This window comes from Streptomyces sp. NPDC001514 (assembly GCF_053597075.1).
This window is the reverse complement of record NZ_JBSFHO010000029.1, coordinates 31762-44957: the sequence shown is the minus strand read 5'-3', so window position 1 is coordinate 44957 and position 13196 is coordinate 31762. Positions and strand designations below refer to the sequence as shown.

Below are 13196 nucleotides of genomic sequence, written 5' to 3'. Positions count from 1 at the left end.
ACCGGCGCCGGTCAGGTGGAGCAATCAGCCCCTGCCTGCTGTGGTGGTGAACCGTTTCGCGGGCTGCCCCGTAAGGCCGGTGCGGCGGTGCGGAAGCCCGTCGTGTTCCCGGACGAGCGGAGGAAAGTGGCATGAGCAACATCAAGGTCAGCCCGGAGGAGATGCGGGAAGCCGCGTCCTGGATGGACAACCAGAAGGAAAGGATGCTGGACGCCGTCAGGGAGGCGAAGAACAAGATCGACCACGTCGTCGACAACTCCTACGACACTCCGAAGTCCAAGGAACGTTTCGCACCCATGTGGGACAAGTACCAGAAGGACCTCGAGACGGGCATCCAGACGATGCAGGAGATCGCCGAGTACCTGAGGAAGACCGCCGACGCGTTCCGCGACACCGACGACCAGACAGCGTCCGGAATCGGCTGATCTCACGGCCATGGCCGGGTTCCGGACCGCCTCGAAGTGCTTCGGAACCCGGCCGGTCGCGCTGTGAGGCCGCTGCACGACTCCAAGAGGCAGGTCAGGTATGAGCACTCCCATCCACATCCCGGTGGAGGACCTGAGAGACACCCTCGCGAAGCTCGAGGACATCCGTTCCCGCATCGAGGACAGGACGGGCCTGGAGCGGGTCGGCACCGAAGCGGATGTGGGCGATCGCCGGCTCATCGATGCGATCAACAGCTTCGACAGCGCCTGGGCCAAGGGCCATGACCGGGTCCAGGAGAACGTGGACTCGTTCAGTAAATCCACCCAGGGCATCATCGACAACTTCGAGCAGACCGACGCCGATGTGACCCAGAACATCTAGCAGAAGCAGGCCCGATGCCTGCGCGTGAGGGGCACAACTCCTATGACACAAACGGCCGCTACGGCGCCGCCTGCTGCGGCACCGCGGCACTTCACCATCCGCTATCCGGACTCGTGGTGGAAGCTCGATCTCGATCCCAGCACCCGGGACGCCGCCATTCGCCGCGCCGTCCAGGCGCAGGCCGAGGGGGTCCAGGTCGAGCGCACCATGCTCGACACGATGGTTCGTTCGGCCCGCAGGACCGCACGCGAGGCACACGCCCGGGGCGCGATCCAGGCCGCCGGCATGATGCAGTTCACCGACAACGCCGAAGCGCTCACCGCGACCACGATCGTGATGCGCGTGCTGACCCCCGAGGATCACTCGTCCGAACTGTCGGAGCTGATAGTTCCGGTCGCGTTGAAGAACGCCAAGAACCCACTGGGAAAGGGCACCTCCGCGAACACGGCAGAGGTCATCGAACTCCCCGAGATCGGCAGTGTGGGACGCGTCACCCATATCGAGGACATCGACTACTGGGGCCGTGGCACCGTGCGCACCGCGCTGATGCACACGGTCGTGCCCGTGCCGGACAGCCGGGACTTCCTGGTCGTCTCCAGTTCCACTCCCAACCTGAGCCTGGTCGACGCGTTTTTCGACTTGTTCGACGCGATCAGCGGCACGGTGCGTTTCCAGCCTTGACCATGACGAGCGGCAGAGAGCGAGGTCGGTGCGATGGTTCGGCCCCCGGTGGGTGACTGGGCGGTCCTGGATCTCACTGAGGATCCGACCCCCGGCGAAGCGCAGGTACTGAATAACCTGGCAGGCGAGTACAAGAAGGTCTTCGAGGAGGCGGAGTCCGCCTTCTCCGTCATCACCCGTATCGAGTCCCAGGAACTCGGTCAGGGCAAGGCGATGGAAGCGCTCAAGGAAGTACTCAAGGAACTGCCCAAACAGGTGGGGGCCCTCCGCGACTCGTACGAGGCGGCGGCGAAAGCCGTCTCCGACTACGTTCCCCGCCTTGAAGATCATCAACGTAAGGCCGAAATGGCCCTGACCAACGGCAGGGAGGCGAAGAGAGCGTTGGACGCGGCGCTCGCCTCGCAGAGCGCCGCCGAGGCGAGCCTTTCTGCCCTGGACAACGCGCCGAAGCCGGCCGACGACGACACGACGGGCAACGAGAACGCCCGCAACGCCCGTCGCGATGCCGACAACGCCGTCACGTCGGCCAACGGCGCCGTCGACGCGGCCCAGGCCGATCTCGATGCCGCGAAGCGCCTTGCCCTGGACGCCAAAGGTCTACGGGAGACGGACGCCAAGACCGCCGCCACCGCCTTGGGGCACGCCGAGGACCAAGCGGTCAAGGAGAAGAACTTCTGGGACAAGCTGTGGGACAAGATCGGCTCGGCGTTCGGGATCATCAGCGCCATACTCGGTGTCATCTCCTTCGTCGTCGCGTTCATCCCGGGCCTTCAACCGCTGTCACTCGCCCTCGGTGCCGCCAGCCTGGTCTTCGGACTCGTCCCACTCGGCATCAATATCGCCAGAGGCGCGGTGACCGGGGACTGGGACATCGCCGGCATCGTCCTCGGCGTGGTGGGCACCGCCTTCGGTGGGTTCTCCGTGATCAAGGGCCTCGGGGCGGCGTTCGGGCCTGCCATCAAGGGCGCTCTGGGGAACATCGGGAAGGGCCGCGGAGCGGGCAGTACGGGCAGCGTGTCGGATGACGTCGACAGCGCCGCGCCGCCGCCGAGCACCAGCGGCAGTGGCAGCAGTGGCAGCAGTGGCAGCAGTGGCAATCCGAACGTCGGCACGGCAGCGGACGACATTCCGCTGACGAACCTGCCGCCCAGGTCGAACGGCCCGACCCAGACGCCCAGCAACAACCCGCTCGACGACTTCGTCTTCCCCTGGCAGAACCGGCCGCCGAGCACGACTCCGGGCCCCAGCAATTCGGGCAACCCGCTCGACGACTTCGTCTTCCCCTGGCAGAACCGGCCGCCGAGCTCAACCGGTTCACCCGGTTCCACCGGGTCGCTGGCGGACGACGTCGACAGCATCCCTCCGAGGCCGCTGAACCCGACCCCGGGCTCCAGCAATTCGACACTGGGCACCACCCCAGGGCCGATCAGCACGTACTTCACCAACATGGCCAACGGGGTCCGCGGCAACGTCCCCGGCGCGATCGGCGCCGCCACGGCGTTCGGCGGCACCATTTACGCCCCGGGCGCGACCGCCGGCACCTTCGACGGCACCGTACACGGGCCTCCGCTGGTGGGTAACCGGAACGACGACGGCACCTGATCCGGCCGTCGGCGACGGGCCGGCACAGAGAAGAGGGCTCCCGCGCCGAATCCGGCGCGGGAGCCCTTTCTTGTGTCCGCCTCAGCCGTCAGTACTCGGCGTCGCCGGTCCCGGGCAGGGTTCCGTCGGCCACGGGCTCGGCGGTCTCGGGCCGAGGCTGGGGCTCGGGCTCGGGCTCGGGCTCGGGCTCCGCCAGGACCGCCTCCGGAACCTGCACGGTACGCATCACCCCGTCACCCAGGTGCATGATGGCCCGCCCCACCCGGCCCGCGCCGAGCCGGCTGCGCGGGATCTTGACGCCGATCAGCTCACCGTCGCTGACGTTCTGCGGACTCAGCAGGATGCCCTGCCGGTTGCGCCTGATCTCCGCCTGCCAGCCGGAGTAGCCGGAGGAGAGCCGTTCGAGCTGGCCCGACACGATCAGCCCCTGCCCCATCTCGGCCCCGCTGCGCGCGATGCGGTTGAGCACGATCTCGGCCTGGGTCTGCTGGAGCAGGTCCCCGTCGTCCAGGATCACCACGACGCCGCCGTCCGAGGCCCGGCCGATGGCCGCCTCCAGCTCCTCGGGGTCGATGTCGGACCCGTCGAAGACGGCGAGGACCCCGGGCCTGCCCCTGAGGCCACGCAGCGGGGAGCGACGCGGCGCCGCGACCACGACCGGTGTACCGGCCGCCAGCAGCGACAGCGCCATCGTCAGCAGGACGGTGCTGCGGCCGGAGCGGGACGGCCCGCCCACAAGGAAGGTCGGTGTCATCGCGAAGTCCGGGCCCACGGCGGTGAGTTCGTCGCCGCCGACCCCGGCCATGGCCCACAGCGATCCGGGCTGCTGCTGCGGCAGATACGCCACGGCCTGCTCGAAGCTGAGCCGGTCGGGCAGCAGATCCACCCGGAACGGCCGTGCCGAGGCCGGGACGTGGGCGTCTCGCTCCTGGCACGTGGCGGCGATCCGCTGCACCTCCGCGGCCTGCGCCTGGCCGCTGCTGTCCGCGCCGAGCAGGGCGATCTGCACCTCGCACTTGTCCGTCGCGCGCAGCGCACGGCCGGCGGGAATCTCGTCGGGGACCGAGCGCGCGTTGACACCGATCATAGCGTACTCGGACTTCTCGTTGAGGCGCAGGACGAGCTTGTCCTCGGTGGTGGAGGCCATCCGGCTGGAGAAGAGCGACCGGTCACCGGCGACCACCACGTGAACGCCGACGCTCGCCCCGTCACGGAGCAGGGCCGTCACCGCATCGAACAGGCTCCCGCCGTCGTAGTCGCCCAGCGTCTTGTCGAAGACCTCCCAGCGGTCCAGGAGCACCATGATGTGCGCCGGGCGCTCCTCGGGTGCGAGCGCCCTGCGCAGTTCGGGCAGGTCGGCGGCGCCCCGTGCGGCCAAAAGTTCCTGACGCCGAGTCACCTCCTTCATGAGCCGGGAGAGCAGCCGTGCGACCCTCTCGGGCTGGGCACGCTGGACGACGGCTCCGCAGTGCGGCAGTGCCTCCAGGGCCAGCAGTGCGCCGTTGCCGCAGTCGATCCCGTACAGATGCAGATCGGCCGAGGAGTACGCGCGAGCCACGGATCCGGCGATGGTGCGCAGCGCCTGCGACCGGCCGGCGCGCGGGGATCCGACGATGTGCAGGTGTCCGAGTGTCGTGAAGTCCAGGACCACGGGCCGCTGCGTCTGGTCCTCGGGCACGTCCACCAGCCCGTAGGCGACAGGCGGCAGATCGTATGTGCCTGTGTCGGGGACGGGCGGCAGGTCGTCCGGGGTCAGGGTGGTGGGCAGCGCCGGGAGCCAGGGGCTGTGCTGCGGTGCGAGGTTCATGTCCTGGTTGGCGCCGCGGATCGCCTGGACGAGGTCGGCGAGGTCGGTGATCGCGTCGTCGGACTCGTCCCGCGCGGCGCGCGGACGCGTCGGCAGCGGGTGGCCGAGCTGGTTCCAGCCCAGCGGCACGACCCAGGGCGCCGGGATCGACTCCTGTGAGGCGCCCGGCCTGCGGCCGCCGACCCGCCCGGCCTGGAACGGGATGAGGGAGTTCTGGCCGAGGCGTACGTAGGCCCGCCCCGGGGTGGACTTGGAGATCCCCGCGGCCTCCGGCGAGGTCAGCACGTCCTGACTCTCGGAGCTGTCGGTGACCCGCAGGGCGATCCGCAGGTTGGTGTTGGCGCGGATCTCGGGTGAGACCACACCGCTGGGGCGCTGGGTCGCCAGGATCAGGTGGATGCCGAGCGAACGGCCCCGCTGGGCGATGTTGACCAGGCCCTTCACGAAGTCGGGCAGGTCGCGGACCATCGAGGCGAACTCGTCGATGACGATGAGGAGCCGGGGCATCGGGGTGCGGTGCGGCTCGCGCCGCAGCAGGTCGACGTAGTCCTCGATGTCCTTGGCGCCCGCGTCGGCGAGGATGTGCTCACGGCGCTTCAGCTCCGCGGACAGGGAGGTCAGCGCACGCTCGACGAGGTGGGCGTCCAGGTCGGTGACCATGCCCACGGTGTGCGGCAGATCGACACAGTCCTTGAACGCCGAGCCGCCCTTGTAGTCGACGAGCACGAAGGTCATGGCGTCGGGCCGGTTGGCCACGGCGAGCGAGGCGACGATCGTCTGGAGGAGCTCGGACTTTCCGGAGCCGGTGGTTCCGGCGACGAGGCCGTGCGGGCCGTCCCGGCGCAGATCGAGCGCGAACGGGCCGTCGAGGGAGATGCCGACGACGGCCGATGTCGTGCGGCCGCCCGCCTTCCAGCGCCCGGTGATCGCGTCCGGCGTGGGCTGGTCGAGCATCAGGACGTCCAGCAGCCGCGAGGCGGAGGGCAGTACCGCGCCTTCGTCGTCCGCGCCGCCGGTGTCCCGCACCGGGCCGAGCGCGCGGGCGACGGACCGGCACCACTCGGCGGACACGGTGTCCGCGCGCACCCCGGTGAGCGTGGCCGACCCCGACAGACCGACGCGCAGGGTGCCGCCCCGCTCTTCGACCACGACCGCCAGGCACTCCTCGGGCAGCAGGCGCTCCTCGTCGTCCAGGCAGATGGCGTGCACGCCGACGGCCGGTCCGTCTCGGAGGATCTGCACCACACCGGGCAGGGAGCGCAGTCGGCGGGCGCCGTCCAGAACCACGAGTACGTCGGGCTCGCGGCCCGTGCGCTGCTCTCGGGTCATGGCGACCCGCGCCGAGATCAGGCTGGTGAGCTCGGCGACCCGGCGGGCGGCACTCTCGGTGTCCGTACCGACGTTGGCGATGATGTCCCCTGTGCGATGACGTACGTGCGGCAGCCAGCGGACCCAGTTCCAGGCGTCCTCGCCATCGCCGCCCGTGGTGAGGACATGGATGTGCAGGTCCTTCGGGCTGTGCAGCACCGCCGACTGGGCGACGGTCCAGCGCGCCACGGCGCGGGAGACGGGCCCGTCCCCGGCGATCCCGAGCACCTTGTGCTCGCGCAGGGCGACGGTTACCGGCACGTCGTAGGCGGCGACGGCGACCTTGCGCCGGTGCTCGTCCTTGGTGGGGTCTTCGAGCACGACCTCGGAGGGCTGGTCGGCGGTGCCGACGCGCAGTTCGAGGAAGTCCGTGTCCTTCAGGCGCCGCTCCCACAGCCTGCGGCGCGGACCGACGGCGGTGAGGAGTACGGCCGCCGGGTCGGGGAAGCCACGGCGGCGCGAGGTGCGTTCGGCGACCACCGCCTCCTCGGCGTCCTTCTCGATCCGGGCTTTCGTCTCCTCGTACTTGGCGAGTTGCTCGCCGTAGGTCTCCTTGCCCTCGCGGCGGCTCATGAGGTATGTGCCGATGACCATGACGGGCGAGAGCAGACCGAAGAGCAGGTAGGTGAGCCGGTTGAAGATGAGCACACCGGCGACGGCCATCACCAGCGGCATGGCCGCGGCGAAGTAGGGCAGTTGCCGCTTGGCGGGCTTCGTCGGCGGCGACGGCAGCCTGAACTTGGTCTCGGCCACCGGCGGCAGCAGCCGCGGCGGGCGGTTGTAGTCCAGGCCGGTGCCGTCCTCGGAGCGCTGCAGGGCCGCGTCGGGCTGCTCCGGGGTGACGAGTTCGAGCACGCAGTCGCCCATGATGAGCTGTCCGCCGACGGGCCAGTCCGTGATGTCGTCGACCTCCTCGCGGTCCAGCAGCATCCCGGTCGCGTCCGCCTGCGGCGCGATGGCCACCCGTCCGCCGGGGCCGACGCGCATGAGGGCGAAGATCCGGTGGGGAAGGGTGCGGACGATCTGCGGGGTGCCGTCGGCGGCGAGGCCGATCCGGTACTCGCCGATGTCCAGGCGGTGCACCGCTCCGGCCCCGGGGCCGCCGACCGTGCGCACCTCGACCAGGCCCCCCGGCTCCGCCGCGGGCGAGCCGGCGGGATGGCCGAGCCCGACCACGGCACCGTCCCGCAGGGGCGAGTCGCGCAGCGGCATGTCCTCGGGCAGTACGACGCCGTCGATGTGCAGGCCCGACCCGGAGAGGGGCAGCGGCACGCCGCCCGTTTCGGCGAGGGCCTGCGCGATGGTCCCGACGGGTGTGTCGGGTTCGGCGTCGAGATGGACGTCAAAGGCGTGGCCGCCGTCGTCGACGACGGTGAGTATCAACGGCACGATGATTCTCCAGGGAGGCGGGAATCGGGAGGAACCCGGGCGAGCACACAGCCTCGCCGGGAGCGTTCCCCGGCCTTACGGACGCCGCGGCCAGGTGGTTCACCTGCCCTGTACTCCGGTCCGGCCCGTTGCCCACCGGGCGGCTCCCCGGGCGCATGCGGCGGTGGTCGGGCCTCCGGTGAACCGTACGGGCGGCGGGTCCGTAGGGGCCGTCGTCCTTTCCGACAACTCCCGTCTCATCTCCCGTGACCTGACGAAGGTGGTCGCATGAACGTGTCCGTCGTCCTGGCGGTACTGCTCGGACTTGCTCTGCTCGGGGCAGTCGCCGCGCTGGTCGTCACCGAACGCAAACCCCGCACCGCCGCCGAACCCGCCCGCCCGCCCCGCGCGGACGTCACCGGGCGCGAGGCCCTGGACATCATCGACGTGGGCCTGCGCAGTCTGGCGGCGCAATGTGCCCTGACCAGTCGGCCGATGCCCGATGTCTACGCCGTCGTCTACTCCGGAGACCGGCTGACGCTGCGGCTCGCCGGTGCCGACCGGGTCGCGCCCGGCCCCTGGAGCACGGACGAGTCGGGCGAGGAGTGGATGGTGGATTCGGAGCAGCTGCACGGTGCGGGCCTCGGCGCCGGGCTCGCGCCGGAGCAGCCGTACTCACTGGCCGTCACCATCGGTCTCGACAAGGCCGACCGGGTGCTGATCGACCTGTCACGGGCGTCCACGGCGATCGCCCTGGTCGGTGGCGACGACGACGTACGCCGGCTGGTGCGGTCCTTCATCAGTGAGCTGATCACCGGACCGGTGGGCCGGCGCGCAGAGGTGACCCTGGTGGGTTCGGCAGCCACCGCCGATGTGACGACCGGTCTCGGCCTGCAGTCGGCGCGTCTTCGTACAGCCGCCACGCTGGACGAGGCGCTGGCCTGGGGAGCGGACGCGACGCGGACGCCGGCCGGGTCGCGTCCGGCGTCCGAGGAGGTCACACAGGTGTTCCGGCTGATCGAGGGCAGTAGCCCGGTGGGCGTGCAGGGCCGTGCGCCCCGGCTGTTCGTGCTGGACGCCGCGCAGTTCCCGGAGGAGAAGCACGCCATGGGGGGCCTGTACGCGACGGACGCGCTGCTCGTGCTCGGCGACGCCCCTGACTCCGGCTGGCGCTTCCAGGTCCGCGCCGACGGCTCGCTCGACACAGGTCCGCTGGGACTTCGGGTCTCCCCTCACGCGGGCCGTTTGTCCTGACCAGAGCACAACCGCCCCGCCGGATTCCTCCGGCGGGGCGAGGGCTCGCAGCGTGCTCGCGACTCAGCTCGTGCTGAGGCCCCGGCTGTCGAGGGCCTCGCGCAGCGCACGCATCGCGTAGTACGTACGCGACTTGACCGTCCCCGGAGGTACACCCAGCACCTTCGCCGTCTGGTTCACGCTGCGGCCCATGAAGTGCACGTGCAGCAGCACCTCGCGCTGGAACGGCGCGAGCTCCCTCATGGCCTCGATGACGATCTGTGTCGTGAGCGCGTGGTCGATCCGGTCCGGCACGGGCAGCCGGGTCATGTCCGTGTCGACGGCCTCCGGTGGCCGGGCCTGCCGGGCACGGTGTCCGTCGACGACCAGGTTACGGACCACTGCGAACAGCCACGGGCCGAGCGCCTCGGCCGTGGGGTCGAGTTCGGCCGCGTGCTGCCAGGCCCGGATCGCCGCCTCCTGAAGGACGTCCTCCGCCCGATGCCAGTCGCCATTCAGCAGTCGGGCCGCGAATCTCAGGAGCACCGATCCATGTCGTTCGTATAAGGCCCGCAGGAATTCCTCGGTCGGTTCCGTGGGGCGGATTTCCGGTGCCTGGTCGACGGGCGCCATCACGTCCTGCAAAACGCTCCCCTCCTCCTGTCAATGGGAGCGGCAGCGCCCATGCCTGAGTGGCCGGCTGTGGTGGTTCATTTCGCGGCGCATCAGTCTCGGCCACACCGGACTGCGAATTCGCGACGCTGCGAGCTCCAAGAAATTTCTAACGCCATTCGGGCACACCTGACGATTCCGTTCCGCATCGCTTTCGATCCGATTCTGACCGTTTCGGCGAACCGATCTGCCTCCCCAACGGCGTGACCGTCGGTACGGCGCCTGCGCTCGTGCCCGATCCGGCCTGCAGCCGTGCCCGTTTGACGCCCGATGCCACTGATGCGGGTGTCCGTTCGTGCGAAACCGGAGGGTCGGGGCGGCCGTTCGGAGGGGAATCCCGGCCGCCCCGGCCCGGCCTATGCGCCCGGTTCGCGGGCCGCCAGGGAGGCCACCTCGGCCGGACCCAGCGCCCGGTTGAACGCGTGCACGTCCGCGATCGCTCCGCTCCAGAAGTCGACCGGCTTGCCCTCGAACTTGGCGCGACCGATCTGCAGATTCCCCACGGTCCGCTCCACGTTCCTCGCCTGGGCGGTGCCCGCGAGCACCCCGTCCACGTAGATGGAGAGCGTGCCCGCGATCTGCGAGTACGTTCCCGTGAGGTGATACCAGCGGCCGATCACCGGATCGCCCACCTTGTGGGCCAGTGCCCGCTGATTGATGAAACTGAAAGCAAATCGCTTGTCACTGTTCGAGTACTGCAGGAAGAAAACACTGTGCTTGCCGCCGTCGATGGACACGGCGGTACGGAAGCCCTTGTTGTCGATCCGGACGCGTGCGGCCACGGAGTAGTCGCGTGCGGTGTCGATCACCGGCGCGCCGGCATCGGCGTACCCGGTCGCACCGTCCAGCAGCAGGGCTCCGCCGCCCTGCGGACCGGCCGTCCAGCTCACACCGCCCTTGAGCGCGGCGTCGTGGTTGCCGACCGCGTCCGCGGCCATGGTGCCGGCCTGCTCGTCCGCGGGCCACCAGCCCGCGCCCTTGAGGCCCGGCTTCTTCGGGTTCTTGGCGTCGGCGGCCACCGGGGCCTTGTGCCCGGCGTCATCACCGCCGCTGATGTCGACGATCACGAAGGTGAGCGCGATGGCCAGGGCGACGATCAGGCCGATGAGCGACCATCTGCGGGTCATGAGTCTCTCCAGTGGTTCCGGCGGATTCGGCTGTGCCTGTGGCTGACGGACGCCGCTGGAAAGTGGTTCACCGCGTGGCGTTGCGGTGGGATGTCACTTCGGAACGATGTGCTCGCCCGGCGCCGCCGCTTCCGCGACCGCGTCGACGCCGACGACCGCTCCGGTGGACTTCTTGCCGCGCCGCAGCCGGCCCTCCAGCCAGGCGGCGAAGGTGGTGAGGGCGAAGTTCAGGGCGACGAAGATCACGGCGACGACGGTGAAGCTGGCGATGGTGTTCGCCCCGTAGTTGGCGCTCATCGGGCGGACCGATGCCAGCAGCTCGGAGAAGCCGAGCATCGCGCCGCCGAGCGCCGTGTCCTTGACGATGACCACGAGCTGGCTGACGATCGCGGGCAGCATCGCCGTGACCGCCTGCGGCAGCAGCACGTACCGCATCGTCTGGCCCTTGCGCATGCCGATCGCCTTGGCCGCGTCGCTCTGGCCCGCGGGCAGGGACAGGATTCCTGCCCGGACGACCTCGGCGAGCACCGAGGCGTTGTAGAGCACGAGGCCGGTGACGACCGCGTACAGCGGACGGTTGTCCGGGCTGACGTCGGTGAACTCCGAGTACGCCGCGTTCGCGAACAGCATCAGGATCAGCACCGGGATGGCGCGGAAGAACTCCACGAACGCGCCGGCGGCGCCGCGCGTCCACGCGTGCTCGGAGAGCCGGGCGATGCCGAAGAGCGCCCCGAGGGGCAGGGCGATGACCATGGCGAGGGAGGCGGCGATGAGGGTGTTGGTGAGCCCCGGCCAGATGTACGTGGTCCAGACGCGCGAGTCGGTGAAGAACGGCTCCCATTTGGCCCAGTCCAGCTGGCCCTTGTCGGCGAGGCTCTGGATCACCCACCAGACCAGCGCGGCGAGGGCGACCAGGAACACGACCGTGTACACGATGTTGCGCCGCTTGGCGCGCGGACCGGGCACGTCGTAGAGGACGGAGGTCATCGCTTCACCGCCACCTTCTTGCTCACCCAGCCGAGGAACAGCCCGGTGGGGAGGGTGAGGCAGATGAAGCCGACCGCGAAGATGACGGAGATGAGGATGAGCTGGGCCTCGCTCTCGATCATCTCCCGCATCAGCAGGGCGGCTTCGGCGACCCCGATCGCGGCCGCCACGGTGGTGTTCTTGGTGAGGGCGATGAGGACGTTCGCCAGCGGGCCGACGACCGAGCGGAAGGCCTGCGGGAGGACGACGATCGTCATCACCTGGGGGAAGCTCAGGCCGATGGCGCGCGCGGCCTCGACCTGGCCGATGGGCACGGTGTTGATGCCGGACCGCAGCGCCTCGCAGACGAACGCGGCGGTGTACGCGGTGAGTCCGAGGACGGCGAGGCGGAAGTTGATGTCCGCGAACGCCTCCGCGCCGAGGCTGACGCCGAGCGTCTGGAACAGGCCCAGTGAGGTGAAGACGATGATGACCGTGAGCGGGATGTTGCGTACGACGTTGACGTACACGGTGCCGAAGCCGCGCATCAGGGGCACGGGGCTGACCCGCATCGCGGCCAGGAGCGTGCCCCAGATCAGCGCGCCGACGCCGGAGTAGACGGTGAGCTGCACGGTCGCCCAGAAGGCTCCCAGCAGGTCGTAACCCTCGAGGAAGTCGAACACGGTCTCACCCGCCGCACTTGGCTCGGTCGACGATCTGCTCAGCCGACGATCACGCCGATCTTCGGGGCGGGTTCGCTCTTGTAGCCGGCCGGGCCGAAGTTCTTCTGGACGTACGCGTCCCAGGAGCCGTCCGCGACCATCTTCTCCAGGGCGGCGTTGATCTTGCCCTTGAGTTCGCTGCCCTTCTGGACGCCGATGCCGTAGTTCTCGTCGCTCAGCTTGAAGCCGCCCAGCTTGAACTTGCCCTTGAACTGGTCCTGCGCCGCGTAACCGGCGAGGATCGAGTCGTCGGTGGTCACGGCGTCGATGACCTTGTTCTCGAGGCCGGTCAGGCACTCGGAGTAGCCGCCGTACTCCTGGAGCTGGGCCTGCGGCGCGAGCTTCGTCTTGACGTTCTGCGCCGATGTGGAGCCGGTGACCGAGCAGAGCTTCTTGTTGTTCAGGTCGGAGGGCTTGGTGATGGAGTTGTCGTCCGCCCGGACCAGGATGTCCTGGTGGGCGAGCAGATACGGTCCCGCGAAGTCGACCTTCTTCTGCCGCTCGGGGTTGATGGAGTACGAGGCCGCGATGAAGTCGACGTCGCCGCGCTGGAGCAGCGTCTCGCGGTCGGCGCTCTTGGCCTCCTTCCACACGATGTCGGCAGGGTCGTAGCCCAGTTGCTTGGCCACATAGGTCGCCACGTCGACGTCGAAGCCCGTGAACTTGCCGTCCGGGGTCTTCAGCCCGATGCCCGGCTGGTCGTACTTGATGCCGACGGTGATCTTGCCCTCGTCGTTGCCCGCGCCGGTGTCGCCTCCCCCGTCCGATCCGCAGCCCGCGGCGGTCAGGGAGAGCGCGAGCGCGAGAGCAGCCGCTGCGGTGGCCTTCTGAAGCTTCATGATG

The 13196-nt window shown here is 69.6% G+C and carries 11 protein-coding genes; 5 read left to right on the top strand and 6 right to left on the bottom strand.

What is annotated here, in order from left to right; genetic code table 11:
• The first annotated feature begins 131 nt into the window (after positions 1-131).
• The 4 genes from ACWCXB_RS26425 to ACWCXB_RS26410 all read left to right on the top strand — a co-directional run bounded on the left by ACWCXB_RS26425 (position 132) and on the right by ACWCXB_RS26410 (position 3090).
• Positions 132-425, top strand: coding sequence for a WXG100 family type VII secretion target (locus ACWCXB_RS26425; RefSeq protein WP_450726114.1), 294 nt, complete (start codon positions 132-134; stop codon positions 423-425).
• A gap of 100 nt (positions 426-525) precedes the next feature.
• Positions 526-807, top strand: coding sequence for a hypothetical protein (locus ACWCXB_RS26420; protein ID WP_450726112.1), 282 nt, complete (start codon positions 526-528; stop codon positions 805-807).
• A 42-nt stretch (positions 808-849) separates the two neighbouring features.
• Positions 850-1488, top strand: coding sequence for a hypothetical protein (locus ACWCXB_RS26415; RefSeq protein ID WP_450726111.1), 639 nt, complete (start codon positions 850-852; stop codon positions 1486-1488).
• A 33-nt stretch (positions 1489-1521) separates the two neighbouring features.
• Positions 1522-3090: a DUF308 domain-containing protein gene (locus tag ACWCXB_RS26410; RefSeq protein ID WP_450726109.1), complete on the top strand. Its 1569-nt coding sequence runs from the start codon at positions 1522-1524 to the stop codon at positions 3088-3090.
• Positions 3091-3178: 88 nt separating this feature from the next.
• On the opposite strand, the gene ACWCXB_RS26405 is transcribed toward ACWCXB_RS26410, so the two are convergent.
• Entirely contained in the window at positions 3179-7654 is a 4476-nt protein-coding gene (locus tag ACWCXB_RS26405; RefSeq protein WP_450726106.1) for an FtsK/SpoIIIE domain-containing protein, read from the bottom strand.
• Positions 7655-7921: 267 nt separating this feature from the next.
• Here ACWCXB_RS26405 and ACWCXB_RS26400 point away from each other — a divergent pair, with 267 nt between their 5' ends.
• Positions 7922-8887: a hypothetical protein gene (locus ACWCXB_RS26400; RefSeq protein WP_450726104.1), complete on the top strand. Its 966-nt coding sequence runs from the start codon at positions 7922-7924 to the stop codon at positions 8885-8887.
• 63 nt (positions 8888-8950) lie between these two features.
• Here the strand turns inward: ACWCXB_RS26400 and ACWCXB_RS26395 are convergent, their stop codons facing one another.
• The 5 genes from ACWCXB_RS26395 to ACWCXB_RS26375 all read right to left on the bottom strand — a co-directional run bounded on the left by ACWCXB_RS26395 (position 8951) and on the right by ACWCXB_RS26375 (position 13192).
• Positions 8951-9499 carry a sigma-70 family RNA polymerase sigma factor gene (locus ACWCXB_RS26395; RefSeq protein ID WP_450726228.1) on the bottom strand — a complete coding sequence of 183 codons (549 nt, stop codon included), beginning with the start codon at positions 9497-9499 and terminating at the stop codon, positions 8951-8953.
• A gap of 395 nt (positions 9500-9894) precedes the next feature.
• The gene (locus ACWCXB_RS26390) at positions 9895-10665 is read right to left on the bottom strand and encodes a LamG domain-containing protein (RefSeq protein WP_450726102.1); all 771 of its coding nucleotides are present in this window, start codon (positions 10663-10665) and stop codon (positions 9895-9897) included.
• A 93-nt stretch (positions 10666-10758) separates the two neighbouring features.
• Complete coding sequence (locus tag ACWCXB_RS26385) at positions 10759-11652, bottom strand: amino acid ABC transporter permease (protein WP_450726100.1); 894 nt, start codon at positions 11650-11652, stop codon at positions 10759-10761.
• Positions 11649-12314: an amino acid ABC transporter permease gene (locus ACWCXB_RS26380; protein ID WP_450726099.1), complete on the bottom strand. Its 666-nt coding sequence runs from the start codon at positions 12312-12314 to the stop codon at positions 11649-11651. Before ACWCXB_RS26380 ends, ACWCXB_RS26385 begins: the two co-directional genes overlap by 4 nt.
• A 38-nt stretch (positions 12315-12352) precedes the next feature.
• Positions 12353-13192, bottom strand: coding sequence for a glutamate ABC transporter substrate-binding protein (locus ACWCXB_RS26375; RefSeq protein ID WP_450726097.1), 840 nt, complete (start codon positions 13190-13192; stop codon positions 12353-12355).
• Between the last annotated feature and the right edge of the window lie 4 nt (positions 13193-13196).

Coding starts and splice junctions, on each gene's coding strand:
- ACWCXB_RS26425 (WP_450726114.1), top strand. CDS start 132: ATGAGCAACATCAAGGTCAGCCCGGAGGAGATGCGGGAAGCCGCGTCC.
- ACWCXB_RS26420 (WP_450726112.1), top strand. CDS start 526: ATGAGCACTCCCATCCACATCCCGGTGGAGGACCTGAGAGACACCCTC.
- ACWCXB_RS26415 (WP_450726111.1), top strand. CDS start 850: ATGACACAAACGGCCGCTACGGCGCCGCCTGCTGCGGCACCGCGGCAC.
- ACWCXB_RS26410 (WP_450726109.1), top strand. CDS start 1,522: ATGGTTCGGCCCCCGGTGGGTGACTGGGCGGTCCTGGATCTCACTGAG.
- ACWCXB_RS26400 (WP_450726104.1), top strand. CDS start 7,922: ATGAACGTGTCCGTCGTCCTGGCGGTACTGCTCGGACTTGCTCTGCTC.
- ACWCXB_RS26395 (WP_450726228.1), bottom strand. CDS start 9,499: ATGGCGCCCGTCGACCAGGCACCGGAAATCCGCCCCACGGAACCGACC.
- ACWCXB_RS26390 (WP_450726102.1), bottom strand. CDS start 10,665: ATGACCCGCAGATGGTCGCTCATCGGCCTGATCGTCGCCCTGGCCATC.
- ACWCXB_RS26385 (WP_450726100.1), bottom strand. CDS start 11,652: ATGACCTCCGTCCTCTACGACGTGCCCGGTCCGCGCGCCAAGCGGCGC.
- ACWCXB_RS26375 (WP_450726097.1), bottom strand. CDS start 13,192: ATGAAGCTTCAGAAGGCCACCGCAGCGGCTGCTCTCGCGCTCGCGCTC.